This is a genomic window from Aureivirga sp. CE67 (assembly GCF_015767245.1).
Lineage (GTDB): Bacteria > Bacteroidota > Bacteroidia > Flavobacteriales > Flavobacteriaceae > Aureivirga.
On record NZ_JADOTV010000014.1, the window covers coordinates 88,857 to 108,845 of the forward strand.

The 19,989-nt window shown below is 25.0% G+C and carries 19 protein-coding genes; 14 read left to right on the forward strand and 5 right to left on the reverse strand.

Annotation, left to right across the window (positions count from 1 at the left end; translation table 11 throughout):
* Positions 1 to 211: 211 nt before the first annotated feature.
* Positions 212 to 823, forward strand: coding sequence for a response regulator transcription factor (locus I0K12_RS15445; RefSeq protein WP_196889041.1), 612 nt, complete (start codon positions 212 to 214; stop codon positions 821 to 823).
* Positions 810 to 3,653 carry a histidine kinase gene (locus tag I0K12_RS15450; RefSeq protein WP_196889042.1) on the forward strand — a complete coding sequence of 948 codons (2,844 nt, stop codon included), beginning with the start codon at positions 810 to 812 and terminating at the stop codon, positions 3,651 to 3,653. The genes I0K12_RS15445 and I0K12_RS15450 overlap by 14 nt, the downstream gene beginning before the upstream one ends.
* Before the next feature lie 120 nt (positions 3,654 to 3,773).
* Here I0K12_RS15450 and I0K12_RS15455 read toward each other — a convergent pair whose 3' ends face one another.
* Positions 3,774 to 4,739, reverse strand: a complete 966-nt coding sequence (locus I0K12_RS15455) for a tyrosine-type recombinase/integrase (RefSeq protein WP_196889043.1) — start codon at positions 4,737 to 4,739, stop codon at positions 3,774 to 3,776.
* A gap of 365 nt (positions 4,740 to 5,104) precedes the next feature.
* On the opposite strand from I0K12_RS15455, the gene I0K12_RS15460 reads away from it, so the two are divergent.
* From I0K12_RS15460 to I0K12_RS15505, 10 genes are all read left to right on the forward strand, one after another.
* Complete coding sequence (locus I0K12_RS15460) at positions 5,105 to 6,289, forward strand: cation:proton antiporter (protein WP_196889044.1); 1,185 nt, start codon at positions 5,105 to 5,107, stop codon at positions 6,287 to 6,289.
* On the forward strand, positions 6,279 to 7,343 hold the full coding sequence (gene corA / locus I0K12_RS15465) for a magnesium/cobalt transporter CorA (protein ID WP_196889045.1): 1,065 nt from the start codon (positions 6,279 to 6,281) through the stop codon (positions 7,341 to 7,343). Before I0K12_RS15460 ends, corA begins: the two co-directional genes overlap by 11 nt.
* A gap of 449 nt (positions 7,344 to 7,792) precedes the next feature.
* Entirely contained in the window at positions 7,793 to 9,187 is a 1,395-nt protein-coding gene (locus tag I0K12_RS15470; protein WP_196889046.1) for an arginine decarboxylase, read from the forward strand.
* A 1-nt stretch (position 9,188) separates the two neighbouring features.
* A complete protein-coding gene (gene speB / locus I0K12_RS15475) occupies positions 9,189 to 10,124 on the forward strand; it encodes an agmatinase (protein WP_196889047.1) in 936 nt (311 codons plus the stop codon).
* Positions 10,124 to 11,545 (forward strand): hypothetical protein, encoded by a 1,422-nt coding sequence (locus tag I0K12_RS15480; protein WP_196889048.1) that lies wholly within the window; start codon positions 10,124 to 10,126, stop codon positions 11,543 to 11,545. The genes speB and I0K12_RS15480 overlap by 1 nt, the downstream gene beginning before the upstream one ends.
* A complete protein-coding gene (locus tag I0K12_RS15485; RefSeq protein ID WP_196889049.1) occupies positions 11,542 to 12,522 on the forward strand; it encodes a deoxyhypusine synthase family protein in 981 nt (326 codons plus the stop codon). The genes I0K12_RS15480 and I0K12_RS15485 overlap by 4 nt, the downstream gene beginning before the upstream one ends.
* Before the next feature lie 2 nt (positions 12,523 to 12,524).
* Positions 12,525 to 12,773 (forward strand): hypothetical protein, encoded by a 249-nt coding sequence (locus I0K12_RS15490; RefSeq protein ID WP_196889050.1) that lies wholly within the window; start codon positions 12,525 to 12,527, stop codon positions 12,771 to 12,773.
* A 135-nt stretch (positions 12,774 to 12,908) separates the two neighbouring features.
* On the forward strand, positions 12,909 to 13,457 hold the full coding sequence (locus tag I0K12_RS15495) for a mechanosensitive ion channel domain-containing protein (RefSeq protein ID WP_196889051.1): 549 nt from the start codon (positions 12,909 to 12,911) through the stop codon (positions 13,455 to 13,457).
* Positions 13,458 to 13,678: 221 nt separating this feature from the next.
* Entirely contained in the window at positions 13,679 to 14,974 is a 1,296-nt protein-coding gene (locus tag I0K12_RS15500; RefSeq protein ID WP_196889052.1) for an ATP-binding protein, read from the forward strand.
* Positions 14,971 to 15,468, forward strand: coding sequence for a hypothetical protein (locus I0K12_RS15505; protein WP_196889053.1), 498 nt, complete (start codon positions 14,971 to 14,973; stop codon positions 15,466 to 15,468). Before I0K12_RS15500 ends, I0K12_RS15505 begins: the two co-directional genes overlap by 4 nt.
* Positions 15,469 to 15,491: 23 nt before the next feature.
* Here the strand turns inward: I0K12_RS15505 and I0K12_RS15510 are convergent, their stop codons facing one another.
* The 3 genes from I0K12_RS15510 to I0K12_RS15520 all read right to left on the reverse strand — a co-directional run bounded on the left by I0K12_RS15510 (position 15,492) and on the right by I0K12_RS15520 (position 17,265).
* Positions 15,492 to 16,283 (reverse strand): relaxase/mobilization nuclease domain-containing protein, encoded by a 792-nt coding sequence (locus I0K12_RS15510; protein WP_196889054.1) that lies wholly within the window; start codon positions 16,281 to 16,283, stop codon positions 15,492 to 15,494.
* Positions 16,284 to 16,289: 6 nt separating this feature from the next.
* On the reverse strand, positions 16,290 to 16,574 hold the full coding sequence (locus I0K12_RS15515) for a plasmid mobilization protein (RefSeq protein ID WP_196889055.1): 285 nt from the start codon (positions 16,572 to 16,574) through the stop codon (positions 16,290 to 16,292).
* A 235-nt stretch (positions 16,575 to 16,809) separates the two neighbouring features.
* Complete coding sequence (locus tag I0K12_RS15520) at positions 16,810 to 17,265, reverse strand: JAB domain-containing protein (RefSeq protein WP_196889056.1); 456 nt, start codon at positions 17,263 to 17,265, stop codon at positions 16,810 to 16,812.
* A 273-nt stretch (positions 17,266 to 17,538) separates the two neighbouring features.
* Here I0K12_RS15520 and I0K12_RS15525 point away from each other — a divergent pair, with 273 nt between their 5' ends.
* Positions 17,539 to 17,991 (forward strand): hypothetical protein, encoded by a 453-nt coding sequence (locus tag I0K12_RS15525; protein WP_196889057.1) that lies wholly within the window; start codon positions 17,539 to 17,541, stop codon positions 17,989 to 17,991.
* A gap of 86 nt (positions 17,992 to 18,077) precedes the next feature.
* Positions 18,078 to 18,620, forward strand: a complete 543-nt coding sequence (locus I0K12_RS15530; RefSeq protein WP_196889058.1) for a hypothetical protein — start codon at positions 18,078 to 18,080, stop codon at positions 18,618 to 18,620.
* A gap of 583 nt (positions 18,621 to 19,203) precedes the next feature.
* On the opposite strand, the gene I0K12_RS15535 is transcribed toward I0K12_RS15530, so the two are convergent.
* Entirely contained in the window at positions 19,204 to 19,989 is a 786-nt protein-coding gene (locus I0K12_RS15535) for a pentapeptide repeat-containing protein (protein ID WP_196889059.1), read from the reverse strand.

The following is a 19,989-nucleotide window of genomic DNA, read 5'->3' on the forward strand; positions in this document are numbered from 1 at the left end:
TTTGATTTAAAATTGATTTTCAATGAATAATTTATTCATTCTAATGTGACAAATTTATATAAAGACGTCTATTTTCATTTAACCCTATATGGGTGATTTTTAATTCACATTCAAAAGTCTATCAATACTTTAAATAAATATAATTTTATATTTAACACCAACATCCTCATAAAAAGCGTATCTTTGCTGCCCCCAAAATTTTTTTTGAAAAATGAAAGTGAGAGTAGTAATTATAGAAGACAATGAAATTCTATTAGAAAGTTATGAAAGTATTATAAATTCTGATAAACGATTTGAAGTTGTAGGTAAGTTTATCTGTTTTGAAAGTGCTTTTCCAAAAATAAAAGAATTAGAAACTCAGATAGTCCTCTCTGATATTGAATTACCAAAAGTAAATGGAATTGATGGAGTTCGAATTTTAAAGAAAAACTTCCCAAAACTTCTGATTATTTTAATCTCTGTACATGAAAACTCTAATTTTATTTTCGATGCACTTCGCTTTGGTGCTATTGGTTATTTAAATAAAAATACTTCACCAGAAAAATTAATAGAAGCTCTTGTTGATGCAAAATCTGGTGGTTCTCCTATGAGTAGTAGTATTGCTCGCAAAGTTGTGAATTCATTTAGAGCTCCTTTGATAAATGAGCTTTCAAAAAGAGAAAGTGATGTTTTGAGATTACTTGCAAAAGGTAAAACTTCTAAATCTATTGCAAATGAGTTAAATATTTCAATCAATACAATCAAAACACATACTCGAAATATTTATGAAAAACTACAAGTAAACAGTAAAGATGATTTAATTGATAAATATGCTAACTATTAATTTAAGGACATATTTCATCACATTTTTTCTTTTTTTCACAGTTATTTTTACGATTAATTCTCAAACTAATTTCAATAAAAATTACACTGTTAAAGATGGTTTAGCTCATGATATCACTTATCAAATGATCAAGGATTCATTGGGCTATATTTATATTGGAACAGATAATGGTATTTCTATTTTTGATGGAACAAATTTTAGAAATATCGAAAATAAAAATGGTTCAAATTATGTCATCGATTTTTTTGAAGACAATAATAATTCCCTTTATTTCTGCACCTGGGGAAGTGGTTTACATAAACTGAACGAAATAACAAATGAAATAAAAACTTATAAAAATATTCCACCTAAAATCAGTGGAATTAAACCTATAAATTCTGAATTAATTTATGTAAATAATTATAATTCTAATTTTAGTATTTATAATACCAAAAAAGAAAAAGTTAAACGATTTTTTTTATATAAAAGAACAGAGAAAAAATATTTTCTTGATACAAAAGTCACTACAGAATTTCCACATTTTGAAACAGAAGAAATTATTTTAGATAATGAAATCATCATCATTGCTGATTATAAATTTAGAGAGCATGAATTAGATCAAATTTTCGCCTACAATATTGAATCTAAAAAACTTAAAAGAATATTTCCATTTATAAATCAGCCAATACATTCGTTTTATAAAAAAGACAATCGTTATTTTCTTTCTTCAAAAAATAATATTTTAATTGTAGAAAATAATAAAATTATTCAGAATATTTCACTTCCTGAATTGAATGAAAAAAATATTTATGAATTAAGGATTCACAAAGGAATTCTTTATTTTCTAGTGTTTGATATTAATGCTGGAGAACGTAAATTTTACTCCTATAATCCAAATTCAAAAGAGTTACATTGTATTTCAGATACTATTGGAATTTCAAGTATGATTTCTGATTATTTGATTGATTCTTATGAAAATATTTGGATTTCAACCTATGGTGAAGGAATTTTTCATTATAAAAACTCAAAAAATAAATTCTTTGGAAAAGACGTTTTTACAGAAAAGGAGTTAAAAGATATTAAATACTATGATGGAGCATATTTAATATTATCACCAAATAATTTATATGAATTTAAAAATAATGAAGTTACTTCAAAAATAAGTGTTCCATATAATGGTGAAAAATTTCAAATTATTCCTAAAAAATCACAAATTGACATCTTATCAAAAAATTATTATAACAAAAAATATAAAAATTTAAATATTAAAAATAGAGAAAGTAAATCTTTTGTTTTTGAATATAAAAATCAACAAATAAAAATACTTTTTAATGAAGTAAAAGTCTATCAAAATAATAAATTAATTCAAACTTTTTTTAAAAATCGTAGTAATAGAATTAATAATGCGCAAATCAGAGATAATATTTTATATATTCTATTTGAATTTGATGGATTAATCACTGTTGATTTAAACACTAATCAAATAACAAACAAATGGAGCAAACTTTCTAATTCTAAAAATCCAAAATTCATTGATTTTCTTTTAAAAAATGATGAGATTTGGATTGGAACAACAAAAGGTCTTTTTAAAATTAAAGAAGAAAAAATTTTAAACATTAATGGTCTTTTAAATGAAAATATAAATGATATCGCAATTGATCAATATGGAATAATTTGGGTTGGAAATCAATCAGGTTTAAATCTTATTAAAAATGATAAAGCCTATGGAATTGGTGAAAATTCTTCACAAAATTCTTCTATTGTCTCTAATATTTTAGTTCACGATCAAAAAGTTTTTGTAACAGGAAATAACGGTTTATTCATCTATCAAAATGATAATGAATTTATACCAAAAAATAATTTTGACTTATATATTGAACAAAAACACAATACATTTCATTTTAAAAAAATAAATATTTTAAATCTACATGATTATATAATTCAATACAAACTGAACCAATCTAAAGAATGGAAAACAATTGAAAATGATTTATCCAAAATTGATTTTAAAGATCTTGATGCCGGATATCATGAAATTGAATTTCGATATAGAGAATTGTCTGGAGATTGGAAACATTCAAATCCTTTTTATTTCAAAAACGATTATTCTATATATTTCAAATCAATTCCAGTTTTAATTACTTTTATTCTTATTGCAGTTTCTCTTTACTATCATAAAAAAAGAAAATTGGATAAATCTATTGATCAGAACTCTGAATTAAAAGATGAATTATCTTCTGTTCGTAAAGATATTGCTCAAGATTTTCATGATGAACTTGGAAATAAAATTGCAAATATTTCATTGCTTTCTTCCATGTTAGAACGAGAAACTGATAATGAGAAAAGTAAAAGAAAAATTCAAAAAATTAGAACTGAATCAACAGATTTATATGAAAATGTAAAAAATATGATTTGGCTTTTCAATGATGAAGAACAATCTTTTAATGATGTTTTCTTTTATTTGAAAGACTTTGGAGAAAACTTATTCGAAAATTCAGAAATCCAATTTCATTCCGAAATTGAAGAAACTAATTTCACATACGATTCTGTATTTTTTGTAAAACAAATCATGTTTATTTTTAAAGAAGCTATGACAAATGTTTTAAAACATAGCAATGCAAAAAATATTTATTTTAATGTGAGAAATAATAAGAATTCCATTTTGATTGAATGTAAAGATGATGGTAATGGTTTTGATAAAATGAATTTGAAAAGACAAAACGGTTTAATCAATATGAAAAATCGAAGTCAAAAACTAACAGCAAATCTTAAAGTCAACTCAATTCTGAAAAAAGGAACTTCTATAAAACTTGAAATTGAATTGAATAAAATTAAAGTTCTGAATAATTAATCGATTCTTTTCATTTTTTAAATTCTGGATTTTCATTCAATTTTCATTCAAAAAATGTTAATTTTTCTACTTCCGTAAATCTAAATTTATGGAAGTAGAAAAGAAAATTAAATATTTATTTTAAATCATATCATCCAATAAATTTTCCACTGGATTTTTAAATCTTTCTTCTTCTTCAAGTGTATTTGTATAAATCATTGTTGTTGCAGGATTCAAATGTCTCAATAATTTTTGAGCATCATCAGTATGACCTCCAGCTTTCAGAATATTTACAGCTGTTGTATGCCTCAAACTATGTGCTGAAAATTCTTTTCCATCCAATCCAATTTCAATCATGGCTTTTTTTACAATTTCACGAATAGTTCGAGTTGAAATTACTTTTCCTTTCGAATTATTAGAAGTTGAAACAAAAATATAATCAATAGAATCTCTGTTTTCTCTTGCTTGTAAATAATTCAAAATTGGAACATATGCTTTATTCGTAAGAATAATATAGTCTTCTTTATCGATTTTTCCTTTTCCCTGTACTTTTAAAATTCTCTTTCCATATTTCCAAGAAATATCCGAAATTCTAATTCTAGTTACTTCAATTCCTCTCAAACCTGTTCGCAACATCAAATTTATAATTGCAAAATTTCTTAAACTTAAAAGTTTTTCTTTATCAGAATATTGTTCTAATAATTCTTGACTATTTGTTTTTGTCAAATGTTGCTTTCTATGAATTCCTTGTTTTCGTTTTAAAATTTTTATTCCTCTTGCAATATTTGGAAAAATTTCTCGGTTTTCGGTCCATTGGTAAAATAGACGAACTACTATTAAATATCCATTAATTGTTGAAACACTTAAATCTTCATGAATTAAAAATTCTTTATAATTGATTAAAATCTCTCGATCTACTTCAGATAATGAAATTTCTTTATCTTTTAAAAACTTAAAATATTTTTTGATTGTTCGTTGATAAATTTTTCTAGTAGATTCTGAAACATCTTGTTCATTCAAAAACTTTGTAATTAGTAAATCTTCCTTAAATAAAAAATCCGGAAGGTTATTAGAAGCAATAGTATTTGGAATATTTTTAAAAAGCATAAAATAATTTTATCAAACAAAAAACCCAAACTACTTAGTTTGGGTTTGTATACAAATATAGCAAACATTTTTCTCCTTTATTTGAATAAAAGAAATTGTAGTTGTTTAAATTTTCTAAGAAAAGTCTACCCAATTTTTAAATAGACATACATTACTAAAATTAGCTATTAAAAAAATATCCATTTGTTGACTCTTTTAATTTTATTTCTACAAATTTTTCTGAAGATAATACTTATAAAATGGTATTATTCGAAGATTTATAATCTGTAATCTATTAATTATTCTTTTCTAAATCTTGAAAAATGATCAAAAAACATAAGGTTTTATCAAAATAGATTATTTTTAAATAAATATTTTTTATAAAAATGAAATTATTAACTATCACAATTGACCCAATAATTTATTTTATTTCAATTTTAGCTGTAATAACAATTATTATAGGTTTTTTCCTAAAAAAAATAAAACAACCATATATCGTTGGGTATATAATTATCGGTGCTATTTTAGGAAAAAACGGATTAGATTTAGTTCAAAGCCCAGAAACTATTCATCATTTGGGTGAATTAGGAATTGTATTATTACTATTTTTCATAGGAATGGAAATAAGTCTTCCTGATTTAATAAAACAATGGAAAGTAGCTGTTTTAGGTACATTTTTACAAATATTAATTTCTGTACTTATTATAATCAGTATTGGTTTTTGGTTTGAATGGCAGATGAATAGATCCATCATTCTAGGATTTGTAATCTCTCTTTCTAGTTCTGCAATTATCATTAAAATATTAGAAACTAAAAATCTTATAAATACTAAAATTGGTAAAAGTGTATTTAGTATTTTACTGATGCAAGATATTTTAGTAGTTCCGTTATTAATAATTACTAGTGTTCTTGGTGGGGAAAAAGAAGACACTTTTGATATTATATTAAAAATAATTGGTGGTTTTTGTCTTATTCTAATTTTAGCATATATTTATATCAAAAAACAAATAAAATTACCATTTTCAAAAACTATCGAAAATGATAATGAGTTCCAAGTATTTCTAGCAATATTTCTCTGTTTTGGAGGTGCATTATTTAGTTCTTTATTTGGCTTATCTCCTGCCCTTGGAGCATTTATAGGAGGTATGTTAATTCATGTTTCTAAAGCAACTGATTGGATACATAATACGCTTCAATCTTTCAGAATATTATTTGTAGCTTTTTTCTTTATAAGTATTGGTCTTCAATTAAACTTTAATTTTATATTCAAAAATTTTAAAGAATTATTTTTAGTTCTACTTTTAGTATATATTATAAATCATTTCATTAATTATGTTGTATTTAGATTATTTAATTGCAGCAAAAACGATTCATTATTAGGTGGTGCTTTTATGGCACAAATTGGTGAATTGAGTTTTTTATTAAGCTTCTCTGCTTATCAATTAAATGTTATTAATGAATTTACTTATAATTTCACAATTTGTTTAATCTCGTTAACACTATTATTAAGTCCATTTTGGATATTATTAACAGAAAGATTTTTTATAAAATCGAATAATCATGAAATCTAAAAGAACAGCACTCAAAGAACAAATAGGTATAGGACCTACCAAATTAATTTATCGAGGAAAGGAAATTCATAAAAAGATAAAAATTCATGTGATGGATTTTAATTTGAATGAATTTGAAGAAAAATATATTCATAATATTTCTGAATTATTACCTTATAAAGATAAAAATACGGTTACATGGTGTAATATTGAAGGACTATCAGATGTTGAATTTATCAGCCAACTAGGTAACGAATTCAAAATACCTAATATCTTATTATCAAATATATTTCAAACCGATTCTCGTTCAAGAATTATGGATACATCTGATTATTTTTATAGCTCAATAAAAATGCTTGAATATAATGAAAAATCGAAAACAATTGAAATAGAAAATTTATCCATTATTTTTTCTAAATCTATAATCTTTACTTTTCAAGAACATAAAGGGGATATTTTTGATTCCGTTCGAAATCGTATACGTACACAAAAAACATTAATCCGAAAATCTAGCACAGATTACATGTGCTATGCTTTAATTGACTTAATTATTGATCATTATATTTATGTAATGAATATTTTAGGTGAATATATAAACGAACTTGAAGACAGTCTATTTGATGCTTCAAATCAAGAAATAATCACTAAAATAAATACAAATAGACAAAAATTAAATTTTATACAAAAAAATATAAAACCGACTAGAGAAATGATTCTAAATCTTTACAAATCGGAATCTGAACTTATTCACGACGAAACACTTATTTTTTTCAAAGAACTAATTAGTAATATAGATCATGTAAACGACTTGTATGATAATTATAGAGAAATTTTATCTGATCAATTAAATATTTATAATACTAACGTAAATAGTAGATTAAATGAAATAATGAAAGTTTTAACCATCTTTTCAGCAGTCTTCATACCATTAACTTTTATCGCTGGAATCTATGGAATGAATTTCGATAATATGCCTGAATTACATTTTAAATATGCTTATTTTATTGTTTTATCTATTATGGTTTTAGTTGTATTTATTATGTTACTTTTTTTTAAAAGAAAAAAATGGTTTTAAGAAATTATAATTTAAGCATTTATTAACAAAATAAATTTAGATACATTATCCTCACAAAAAATATAATATACATTACCAATAATTCATTAAGAGAAGGAAAATAACTCAAATTAAGAGCTATACTCAGAATTTATTTTTTTTCAATTTTATAATTATTGTATTGAAAAAAGCATTAATTTAGCGCCATAATTTTAAGTTAAAATGTTACGTTTTGCTTATTTCGTTTGCAGTTTTTTAAGGAAGATCAAAAACTGTATTGTGTTTTGGAAACACGACGAAAAAATTAAGGTTTCTTCCAACTACAATTTTTTAGATACACTACAGGATCTTCGCCTACGTGGTGTGTATTTACAATTACAAGTTTAGTTTATTATTTCAATTTAGGGTTTTCGAGCTTTGCTATGGTATAGCAAAAGAGCTTGTTTTATAACTTTTTATTGAAAATAATAATGAATACAAAATATAAAAATTTAATAGAACAAACTTTTGATTTTCCGCAGGATGAATTTCATGTTGACGGAGAAAATCTATTGTTTCATAATGTTGATATCATGCAATTGATAGAGCAATATGGAACACCATTAAAATTTACTTATTTACCTAAAATATCTGAAAATATAAACAAAGCCAAAAAATGGTTCGATTCAGCGATAACTAAATTGGATTATCAAGGTAAATACCATTATTCATATTGTACTAAAAGCTCACATTTTAAACATGTATTAGATGAGGCTCTTAAAAATGATATTCATATAGAGACTTCTTCTGCTTTTGATATAGATATTGTGAATAATCTTAAAAAGGTAGGTAAGATTAAAGAAGATACCTATGTATTGTGTAATGGTTTTAAGAGAGATCAGTATATAACAAATATTGCTGATTTGATTAATGGAGGACATAAGAATTGTATTCCTATAATTGATAACTATGAAGAACTCAATCTGATTTTAAATGAAACTCATAAAACTTTTAATATAGGAATCAGAATTGCTTCGGAAGAAGAACCAAAATTTGAGTTTTATACTAGCAGACTAGGTATAGGGTATAAGAATATTGTTCCTTTTTATAAAAGAGAAATAGCTAATAATCCTCAAGTGAGATTAAAAATGCTTCACTTTTTTATCAATACTGGTATTAAAGACAATTCTTACTATTGGAGTGAATTGTTAAAATGTTTAAAAGTTTATATCAATCTAAAAAAGGTATGTCCTTCATTAGATAGCTTAAATATTGGAGGAGGATTCCCAATAAAAAATTCTTTAGCTTTTGATTATGACTATGAATATATGGTAGAAGAAATCATAAATCAAATAAAAATAGCTTGTGATGAAGCAGGAGTTGATGTACCAAATATTTTTACAGAATTTGGGAGTTTTACAGTAGGAGAAAGTAGTGGTGCAGTTTATGAGGTTTTGTATCAAAAAAAGCAAAATGATCGAGAGAAATGGAATATGATTAACTCTTCTTTTATTACAACACTTCCTGATTCTTGGGCTATTAATAAACGTTTTATCATGTTGCCAATTAATAAATGGAACCATCAATATGAACGTGTTTTATTAGGTGGATTAACTTGTGATAGTGATGATTATTATAATTCTGAACAACATGTAAATGCAATTTATTTACCAGTTTTTGAAAAAGAAAATCCTCTTTATATCGGTTTTTTCAATACTGGAGCTTACCAAGAAACTATTGGTGGTTTTGGTGGTTTACAACATTGCTTAATCCCACACCCAAAACATATTTTACTAGAAAGAGATCAAGATGGAAAAATTATCTCAAAATTATTTAAAGAACAACAACAAAGTAAAGAGCTTTTATCAATATTAGGATACAAATAAGATGGAAAAAAGAACTTATGCAGGGATTCCTGAAGAATTTGCAAAATTTGAAACATCAAAAGTAGTTTTAATACCTGTTCCTTATGATGGAACAAGTACATGGCAAAAAGGAGCAGATAAAGGTCCTGATGCATTTTTAGATGCTTCAGAAAATATGGAATTGTATGATATTGAAACCAATTCGGAAGTATATAGAGAAGGTGTTTTTCTTACAGATCCTATTACAGAAGATTCCTCTCCAGAAGCAATGGTTGGTGAAGTATATCGAAATACCAAAAAATATATAAATAAAAAGAAGTTCGTAACCTTATTTGGTGGCGAGCATTCTATTTCTATCGGATCTATTAGAGCTTTCAATGAATGTTTTGATAATTTGACTGTTTTACATATTGATGCACATGCAGATTTAAGAAAAGAATATGAAGGAACTATTTGTAATCATGCTTGTGCTGTATACGAAGCAAATCAGAATACAAATTTGGTTCAAGTAGGAATTCGAAGTATGGATATTTCTGAAACTAGAGTAATGAATAGAGATAAAGTATTTTTTGCTCATGAAATGGTTGAAAACGAATTTTGGATGGAAGACGTTTTAGATCAATTAACAGGAAATGTTTTTATCACATTTGATTTAGATGCTTTTGATCCTTCTATTTTACCTAGTACTGGTACTCCAGAGCCTGGAGGATTATTTTGGTATGAAACTCTAGATTTTTTAAAAAAAGTATTTAAGCAAAAAAATGTTGTAGGTTTTGATATAGTAGAGCTTTGCCCAAATTCTCAAGAAAAATCTTCTGATTTTTTAGCGGCAAAATTATATTATAAAATGTTGAGCTATAAATTTTCTTTAGATAATGAAGAAAATGAGGAATCAGATGAACGAATGGATTCATCTTCAAAGAAGGTTTTAAAATTTAAAGAAGAAATGGAAGACTAATGTTGATTGAAAAACAATTTGAGCCAAATAATTTTGAGCATCAAAATCACTGGTATGAAAAGACATTAAATGCTACAATTCATCCAATTGTAAAGCATTTTTTAAATATGTCTCAAGAGCAAATCATTACTCGCTATTGTCATTTAAATCCGAAAGCAAATAAGGATAAACTAAGAGAGTTACTAAAATACAAATCGAAATATTTTGTATGGTGTGGAGCAGATTTGATAAATGTTACCTCCAATACGGGAAAACGTCAAATGGTTGTTATTGAAAGTAATTCTTGTCCTTCTGGTCAAAAATCGATGCCTCTAATTAATGAATATAGTGAGGATACAACCTATCATCAATTAATAAAAAACACTTTTAAAAACAGCTTAAAGAATGTTAGATTAAAAGGAGTTTTAGTTGTTGTTTATGATAAGAATTTGATGGAAGCATCTGGATATGCGTCAGCAATTGCAGACGTAATGAAGGAAAAAATATATTTAATTCCTTTTGAAAAGGATGATGAAAATCCTAAAATTAAGTTTGAAGATAGTACAATGTACGCTCAGATTGATGGTTCTTGGAAGGCAGTGAAAGCTTGTTTTAGATATTTGACTCAAAAACCTTGGAATAGATTGCCAGTATTTTCAAAAACTAAAATCGTCAATCCGATAATAAGTTGTCTTGCTGGTGGTAGAAATAAGCTTGTAGCAGCAAAAGCCTATGAGATGTTTAATGCTGAAATTGATGAATTTGGATTAAAGATTAATACACCAAACACTGTTTGGGAAGTTCGTAAAAATGAGATTCCACTTTGGGTAAAACAAATGGGAGGACATGCTGTAATAAAAGTACCATATTCTAATGCTGGACAAGGAGTTTATACTATTGTTACTCAAAAAGATTTAGATGAATTTATGGAATTGGATTTTGATTACGATATGTTTATTGTTCAAAATCTAATCGGAAATTCTGATTGGAGTAGTACTTTCAAAAATCAAAAATTATATCATGTAGGTACAATTCCTAACAAAAAAAGTGAAACTTATGTATGTGATATAAGAATGATGATAAGTTCGACAGCTGAAGGGATAAAACCTATTTGTACTTATGCTAGGAGAGCTAAAAAACCACTTCCTTCTGAGTTTGAAAAAGTAACAAACAGTTGGGAGATTCTAGGAACAAATCTATCCTACAAAGAAAATGATGTTTGGAAAAGTGATACCAATAGATTAGTTCTTATGGATACAAAAGATTTCAATTCTCTTGGAATTGGTATAGACGATTTGATTGATGGTTTCATTCAATCTACATTATCTATGATAGCAATTGATAAAATGAGTAAAACACTTATTGGTTCTAAAGGAAACCTAAAAAAGAAGCTTTTTAAAAGTCTAAATGACGATGAAAATTTAATTGAAGAAATATTATGATCAACATAAACCAACACCCAATTTCAGAATTTATTGAAAAATATTTTTTGCATTTCAATGCTGCTGCTTTAGTGGATGCAGCCAAAGGTTATGAAGCACAATTGAAAAATGGATCGAAAATGTTAGTTTCTATGGCTGGTGCAATGAGTACAGCTGAAATAGGAAAAATATTTTCTGAAATTATTAGACAAGATAAAGTACATATCATTTCTTGTACAGGAGCAAATTTAGAAGAAGATATCATGAATTTAGTAGCACATTCACATTATAAACGTGTTCCAAACTATCGTGATTTAACTCCACAAGATGAGTGGGATTTACTTTTAAAAGGTTTAAACCGAGTAACAGATACTTGTATTCCTGAAGAGGAAGCTTTTAGAAGATTACAAAAGCATATTTTTAAAATTTGGAAAGATGCTGAAGAAAATGGAGAACGTTATTTTCCACATGAGTTTATGTATAAATTACTTCTTTCTGGTGTTTTAGAGGAATACTATGAGATTGATTTAAAAGATAGTTGGATGTATGCTGCTGCCGAGAAAAATTTACCTATGGTTGTTCCTGGATGGGAAGATAGTACTATGGGAAATATTTTTGCTTCCTATGTTGTTAAAGGAGAATTAAAAGCTTCTACAATGAAATCAGGAATTGAATATATGACTTTCTTGGCAGATTGGTATACAGAGAATTCAGAAAATGGAATTGGATTTTTCCAAATTGGAGGAGGAATAGCTGGAGATTTTCCTATTTGTGTAGTACCAATGTTATATCAAGATTTAGAAAGAGAAGATACGCCATTTTGGAGTTATTTCTGTCAAATCTCAGATTCTACAACAAGTTATGGAAGTTATTCAGGAGCTGTGCCTAATGAGAAAATTACATGGGGAAAATTAGATATTGAAACTCCAAAGTATATTATTGAAAGTGACGCAACTATAGTTGTACCACTAATTTTTGCTTATTTATTGGAAATGTAAATATGAATAGAGTAATTGTAGATTATAAAAAATTAAATAAAGATATTTTAAATCTGTTGATTGAAAAATATCCTGATGGATATAGTTATGATGATATTTTATCTTTTCAAAATTCTAAAAATGAAACTGTAAAAGTTGTAGAGGTTAGAACAAATGATACGATATACCTAGTTAAAATTAGCCTTGAACTTGAACAGACAATGGAAGATTTCGTTGATAATGATTTTGAGTTTGATGAATTTGATTCATAAAATATTCTGTTTTGAGAATGAAAAGCCTTACATTTTTGTAAGGTTTTTTTTATATTTTTGCGACTATTTTTAAATTCTTATCTAGAATTAATCTTCTAAAGATATTTTAAACTACTCCAAATTAAAACTATAAAAATGAATATAAACTATTGGGTATTATATAAAGAAATCTCATTAACATTTATCTTATTTACAATTGCATTTTTCTTACTTCTTATCTTAAGAAAGTTTTTAACTAAATTTATGGATAAAAATTCTATTGATCCAAATAGAAAAAAAATTATTTTAAATTTATTTTACATTTTCCTATATAGTATAATAGCAGTTATACTACTTTTTATTTGGGGAGTTAATTTAAAAGAGTTTACACTTTTTATCTCTTCAATTTTAGCTGTTTTAGGTGTTGCATTTGTTGCTCAATGGTCTGTACTTTCAAACTTAACTTCAAGTGTAATTCTATTTTTCTTTCATCCAGTCAGAATAGGTGATAAAATTAGGATTTTAGATAAAGATTTTGAATTAACTGGAGAAGTGGTCGATATAACTGGTTTTTTCTTCTTTATTATAACAGATGAAGGAGAGAATATTTCATTTTCAAATTCAATTATTTTACAAAAAGGAATTGAAATTATAACTAAAACAAAAGAAGAGGTAGAGATACCTAAAGAAAACATAGAAGATTAATTTTTATAATAGAATACCTCTTAAATCTCCCAAACTTTTATTTCTTTTCTTATTAATTTCTAATTATTTTTGAGACTTGAAGCAATCATACTTAATTAAAATAAGATTAATTAAAAAATAACACATCTAATAAACTTAATTATAGTAATTTAGAAATAGTTGGAAATTTAAATTTTCTTCATTAAAGTAAGATTTTCTTGATATTATAAAATGACAAAGTAATGAGTAGTTTAAAAATTAGACATTTTGGACCAATCAAAGAAGGATTTAAAGAAAATGACGGATGGTTATCTGTTAAAAAGACCAATATTTTTATAGGAAATCAAGGTTCGGGAAAAAGTACTTTGGCAAAAGTTATCTCTACTTTAACTTGGTTAGAAAAATCTTTGGTTCAAAAAAAAATAACTATTGACGAAACTAAAGAAATTAATTTTTTAAAAGAGCTATTTGAGTACCAAAATTTAAGAAGTTATTTTAAAAATGAAACTGAAATATCTTATAAAGGTGATGTATATACTTTCAATTATTCTAAGAATAATTTTTCATTAATAGAAGAAAATATAGATGTAATTTATTCTATTCCTAAAGTAATGTATATTCCTGCAGAAAGAAATTTTGTAGCAGCAGTTTCTGAACCTAGTAAACTTGAATATTTACCAAAACCACTGTTTACTTTTTTAGAAGAATACGAACGTTCTAAAAAGGAATTAAATTCCAGTATCTCTATCCCAATAAATGATTTAAAATATTCTTATCAAAAAGAATCTGGGAAATCAATGATTATTGGAGAAGGTTTTGAGTTAAATCTATATGAAGCTTCTAGTGGTTTTCAGTCTGTTATACCATTATATTTAGTTTCTAAAAATTTAGCGGAAGGAATTGAACGAAAAGAAAATAAATCTTTTAGTGCAATAAGTTTAAAAGAAAAAGATACTATTGATTCTGAAATGATGAAGATTCTTAATAGAGAATTGGCAAATTTCACCAAAAAAAACCCATATAAAAATATTGATAAAGATGAATATTTTAAAAATATTATCAATTATTTAAATCAAAGTACAGATTTCAATAGACAAATTACAATTCTTAATGTTCAATATAATTCATTTATTAATATCGTTGAAGAACCAGAGCAAAATTTATTCCCAAATTCTCAGTGGGAAATTTTGAAAAAATTAGTTGAATTTAATAATTTAAAAGAAGCAAATAAATTGGTTCTAACTACACATAGTCCATATCTTTTAAATGACATCACACTTCTAGTAAAAGGTTATCAATTACAGAAAAAAATGAATGGTAATTTAGAATTAGAAAAAGAATTAAATTCAAAAATATCATTAAATTCTACGATAAATCCTGATGAATTGGCTATTTATGAATTAGATGAAACAGATGGATCTATTTCACTTTTAGAAGATTATAAAGGATTACCTTCTGATGAAAATTATTTGAATGATAGTTTAGGATATTTCAATGAATTATATGCAGAACTTTTAGATTTAGAAGATAAGATATGAGTTATTTCAAAGAAAATTGTAAACAAACAAATTCAAATCAATCAATAGGAATTTGTGATGATCCACCACCTTCTGAAAGACCTGCTTATCTAGATACATCTGAAGAAAATGAATGGATTACTGAAATTGAAAATCCTGAAGAAAAAGAAGTTACTTTTTATGCTATAGATAACTGTATCAAGATTATTAAACCTAATACAGAAGATGATAAAGAAAGTACTTGTGATGGTGTTTTTATAGTAGAAAAAGACTTAACTTTTGTAGAGTTAAAAGATAGGAATTCTAAACGTTGGTTGAAAAAAGCTAGAGAGCAAATAGAAAACACACATCGTTTATTTAAAAATAATAAAGATCTTGAATCTTTTGAAAAGATTGATGCTTTGGTTTCCAACAAGCAAAGACCACAAGCAAATGTTGGAAATATGAATCATATTCAACAATTTAAAGACAATACAGGATTGACTTTAAGAGTTCAGAGAAAAATTAAAATTTAATCTTAGAAATGAACAATCTATAATTACAATTCTTTACCAAAATCTTTCAATCTATTATAAATTTTTAATCCTACAGAAATCGTTCTAAATACTGGGTTTAATCCCATTATTTTTCCTATCACATAATTTTGTAAAGACATTTTTCTGTGTATTTCAGAAGCTTTTAAATTGATTCCTTTGTAAGAAACTCTAAATCCTTGTAGTTTTCCATTTTTATTGATGGTTGGAATTATTGTAATTCCTTTAAGTTTCATTTTAAAGATGTATTCATTAAAATCTTTCGGGTTTTTATTTAAAGTTTCTTTATGCAATTCATATATTTCTTTCCTTATTCCTTTTAATGCCTCTTTTTTGAGTTTAGGAACTTCTTTACTTCTAACAAATCCTTTTTCTTTTGCCAAATTATCAGCTTCTAATTGACATTTTTTCCCGATAAAACTATCCACATATGCTTTTCCTTTAAAATCAATTCTATTTACAAAAATATGTACATGTTTATGTTTTTTGTCCGAATGCAATATGCTAATATATTGGTGTTTTTCTAGTTTTAATTTTTTTATAAATTCTTTCGTTAACTCTTTAAAATCTTCATTAGATAATTTATTACCATCCATAATACTTGGAGATAAAACAAGACTTAATTCGGTGTTTCTACAATTTTCATTTAATTCTTGTGTAATTCTAAACTCTTTTTTTATTTCTTTACCACTCCCTCCTACTATTCCGCTTTTTTCAAGAATTACAGCTTTTTCTTTTTTTAAAGCATAGTCTATAGCTTTTGCTCCGTGTGCTATGCTCTTCCCCTTACCTACCATAATTTCTTAAATATAATTTTTCAAATATATTTTCAGGTCATGAGTAATCTCGATATAAATTTTAGAATTACTCTTTTGTAATAACGATTTTTTATCTTCTAAAAAATTATAAATTCTTGTCAATAAAAAATAAAATTCAAGATCTGGTTTTCTTTGTTTTACTACTACTTTTCGATTTAAAAGTACTTGCCTAACATATTTAGAAAGATCCATTTCATTTTGTACTGCTTCTAAAACTATCTTATTTTTTTCTTGTTCGGTGCATCTGAATTTAATTATACAATTTTTCATGATCATTTTATTTAAAACACTTGTTTCTTTTATGACCAACGGGAGTAAAACAAGATTGTGTCCACAGACACACATCTTGAAATTATAGGGACCAATTTATAGTATTAATTCATACGCATTTATATTCTATTGTTAATCCTTTTATAAATTAATTCAACCTTAAAAATCACTCCGTTTCATTGCAATAAAAAAGTATAGCACAATGGTCTAATTTATTGTGCTATACTATATTTTTCTAAAAACATCCTTCATCTTTTAGACTGATATACTCTTTTGTTGGATTTATAATTAAATGATCTAATAAATTTAAATCTACAAGTTCACATGCTTTTTTTAATTTTTCAGTAATATGTAAATCTGCATTACTTGGTTTTAAACTTCCTCCTGGATGGTTGTGTACTAAAATCAAATTAATTGCTAATGACTTTAATCCAACAGCTAATATCAATCGAATGTCAACTAAACAACTTTGAATATTTCCTTTACTCAAATTATAAACTCCCATGATATAATTACTGTTATTCATGTAAATGATTTTGACACATTCTTGAACATTTAGTTCTTCTTCTGAATAGCAATTGAGTATAAATTCATGAGCTTCTTTGGAACTTTTAATTTGTTTTTTCAGCTTTAAATATTCTGGAATATAATTTATTTTAATCTCTGTAACACAATTCTGAATAGCTTCCATAATCCTAAATTTTAAATTTTTAATGTTACCGTGGACTAAGAAGTTTTGATAAAATAAAGTGTGAAAAAATTAGGAGTGTCTATTCCAAAAATAGAAACCTAATTTTTTTACAATGTTTTTATTACTTCTTTAAATTTGTAACCTAAAAAGTAAATTTTGTGATGGAAGTAAATGGATGGTAGAGATTATAACCTTATCTTTAATAAGGTGATTAGGAATAAGATTAAACATTTTTATATATTCGATAACTCTAATTAATACATCAGAATTCTAATGAAAAAAACAATTATTGCAATCTATGGAAGAGAAAATGAAGGAAAATCTGAAACAATAAAAAATGTACACAAATCATTATTATATAAATTTCCAAATGCTAAAAAAATACCTGAAAATCAAAAAATTGACTATTCAGAAGATATAAATACTTGTATTAGTATAAATGATTTTATTATTGGTTTTGAAAGCCAAGGTGACCCAAAAAGTAGGATGATAAACGAAAATACTTTAAATAATTTAGCTGAAAAAAACTGTGATATTATTATTTGCGCTTCAAGATCAAAAGGCGAAACAGTACATAAAGTAAATGAAATTGCAAATGAATTTAATTATAATGTTCTTTGGATAAGTAGTTTCTTTAGTAGACAATTAAACACCGAATTCTTAAATAAAAAAGCTAGTGAAAATATTATTGAAATAATTAAAGGTTTGATGTTAAATCAACTTTAAAACTAAAAAGTAAATTTACGGTTTTCCGTAAAACAACTATATAATTTAGTATTACTTTTGAATTCTTAAACAAATTTTTAAAAGAAATGAAAAATTTTTATTTTTTAATTTTCCTCCTATCTACAACTTCATTTATGTTTGCTCAAAATGAAGAGTCATCTACAAGAAAGTTTATTGACGAAACACAAGTAATAAGAATCAATAAAGACTGGAATACTATTGCTGAATTTAAATCTGGTATTGGAGAAACTGTCGAATTTTTTCCTGTAGAAGTAATCAATTTAAAAAATCAAGAAAAAAGAGTTGCTCTTCAATTAGATATGCATATTAAAAAACCTGATATGTATAAAACAGCTTGGGTAGGAATTGAAGAAATAAATGAATTTATATTATTCATTGAGGAAATTGTAATTCCAAATTTAGATCTGAAATTTAAAAAGAAATCTTCTGAATTTATCTTTAGAGCTAAAGAAATTACTTTTTATTATCGTGTTAAAGAGAAAAAAAGAAGAATTACAATTAAGTTAAATGATTATGACGATAATGTTATAAAAAACTATACTTTTTGGACTGAAACACAAGTAGACAAGATTCCTAAATTACTTGAAGTGTTAAAACTTATTAAATAAAATCTGTTCTTCATAAAATAATCTCTATATTTTCAAAATAAAAATATAGAGATTATTCAAAAATTTAATTAACTATATTTCCTAAAAGCTCTTATTGTTTGATAAATCCCATAACTTATAAAAATTCGCCCTAAAATATCAAAGATGTAAAATCCCATTTTTAGTTTTTCTGATTTCAACTCTATATAATCCATCTTATGTGTTGGTATTAAAAATTTAAAAAAATTATGCCATTCATAAGATAATATATCAAATCTTAATTCTGTAGTATAATTTTATTCTGTGGTATTTAATAGAGATAAATAATAAAATATAAAACCTATAGTAATAGTAAAAAAAACTCCTCTAATCCAGGATGTTCTAAATTTATTGGATTTATAATTTAATAATAGAATAAAATAATTTTCAACTGCTTTATAATAAATACTTCTAAACTTATGTTTCCATATAAATTTAATCAACATCCATATCCAGCAAAATAAAATTTTCATCCATTTAATTATCAATTTTGAATAATAATAATTAACTAAAAGCTCTTCAATAGACTCTCTTTTTAATTCTTCTTTCTTTTTTAAAAAAGGTCTTAATATATTTTTTTTAATTCTGACTTATATGTATTTAATTCTAAATAAAAAGCTTTATTTGCTTCAACAAAATCTTCTTGATTCTTTAAATATTTTTTTATTAATCTAAATGTTTCTCTTTTATTTTTCTGAGGAATTACACCTTCATGGGTTATTAAACTTTCATATTCTTCTTTTTTTAAATTTTGATCTTCTGTATCAAAATCACTTAATTCAAAATCATAAATCAATAAATCTTTTTCTATTATTGCTAGCGAAAAATCAATACCTTTTTTTATAGTAGTTCTCCTAAATATCCCTTGTCCTACAAATCTTGAATAAGTAAATAATACATTTTCTCTAAAAGTAACAATAGAAAATACTGAGGTTTTTTCAAAATCAACTTTATAAAAAATCACTTTTTTATTAAAAGTTGAATTCCAAAAATCAACTAAGTCTTTAAATACAATATTGTTAAATTTAGTTTCTTCTTGAAAATTACATTCATGAAATCTCATTTTACCTTCAAAAGTTACATTTTCAAATGAGACATCATTAAAATCACTATTTTTAAATTTATAATTAAATTCACAGTCTTTAAATATCGCTTCTTTAAAATTACAATTAACGACTTCAACTTTTATTTCTTTATTTTTGAAGTAAGAAAATATTTTCAAGGGAAATTCAATTTTAAATTGAATATCTAAATTAGATATAGAAATTTCACTCTTTTTTTTATTTACAATTTTAAATTCTATATTCTTCTCTAAAGATTTTAAATCCTTTATAATTTTCTTTTTCTTCAT

What these genes read in the sequence shown, in the direction of transcription:
- I0K12_RS15445 (WP_196889041.1), top strand. Translation starts at nt 212, where the DNA reads ATGAAAGTGAGAGTAGTAATTATAGAAGACAATGAAATTCTATTAGAA.
- I0K12_RS15450 (WP_196889042.1), top strand. Translation starts at nt 810, where the DNA reads ATGCTAACTATTAATTTAAGGACATATTTCATCACATTTTTTCTTTTT.
- I0K12_RS15455 (WP_196889043.1), bottom strand. Translation starts at nt 4,739, where the DNA reads ATGCTTTTTAAAAATATTCCAAATACTATTGCTTCTAATAACCTTCCG.
- I0K12_RS15460 (WP_196889044.1), top strand. Translation starts at nt 5,105, where the DNA reads ATGAAATTATTAACTATCACAATTGACCCAATAATTTATTTTATTTCA.
- corA (WP_196889045.1), top strand. Translation starts at nt 6,279, where the DNA reads ATGAAATCTAAAAGAACAGCACTCAAAGAACAAATAGGTATAGGACCT.
- I0K12_RS15470 (WP_196889046.1), top strand. Translation starts at nt 7,793, where the DNA reads ATGAATACAAAATATAAAAATTTAATAGAACAAACTTTTGATTTTCCG.
- speB (WP_196889047.1), top strand. Translation starts at nt 9,189, where the DNA reads ATGGAAAAAAGAACTTATGCAGGGATTCCTGAAGAATTTGCAAAATTT.
- I0K12_RS15480 (WP_196889048.1), top strand. Translation starts at nt 10,124, where the DNA reads ATGTTGATTGAAAAACAATTTGAGCCAAATAATTTTGAGCATCAAAAT.
- I0K12_RS15485 (WP_196889049.1), top strand. Translation starts at nt 11,542, where the DNA reads ATGATCAACATAAACCAACACCCAATTTCAGAATTTATTGAAAAATAT.
- I0K12_RS15490 (WP_196889050.1), top strand. Translation starts at nt 12,525, where the DNA reads ATGAATAGAGTAATTGTAGATTATAAAAAATTAAATAAAGATATTTTA.
- I0K12_RS15495 (WP_196889051.1), top strand. Translation starts at nt 12,909, where the DNA reads ATGAATATAAACTATTGGGTATTATATAAAGAAATCTCATTAACATTT.
- I0K12_RS15500 (WP_196889052.1), top strand. Translation starts at nt 13,679, where the DNA reads ATGAGTAGTTTAAAAATTAGACATTTTGGACCAATCAAAGAAGGATTT.
- I0K12_RS15505 (WP_196889053.1), top strand. Translation starts at nt 14,971, where the DNA reads ATGAGTTATTTCAAAGAAAATTGTAAACAAACAAATTCAAATCAATCA.
- I0K12_RS15510 (WP_196889054.1), bottom strand. Translation starts at nt 16,283, where the DNA reads ATGGTAGGTAAGGGGAAGAGCATAGCACACGGAGCAAAAGCTATAGAC.
- I0K12_RS15515 (WP_196889055.1), bottom strand. Translation starts at nt 16,574, where the DNA reads ATGAAAAATTGTATAATTAAATTCAGATGCACCGAACAAGAAAAAAAT.
- I0K12_RS15520 (WP_196889056.1), bottom strand. Translation starts at nt 17,265, where the DNA reads ATGGAAGCTATTCAGAATTGTGTTACAGAGATTAAAATAAATTATATT.
- I0K12_RS15525 (WP_196889057.1), top strand. Translation starts at nt 17,539, where the DNA reads ATGAAAAAAACAATTATTGCAATCTATGGAAGAGAAAATGAAGGAAAA.
- I0K12_RS15530 (WP_196889058.1), top strand. Translation starts at nt 18,078, where the DNA reads ATGAAAAATTTTTATTTTTTAATTTTCCTCCTATCTACAACTTCATTT.
- I0K12_RS15535 (WP_196889059.1), bottom strand. Translation starts at nt 19,989, where the DNA reads ATGAAGAAAAAGAAAATTATAAAGGATTTAAAATCTTTAGAGAAGAAT.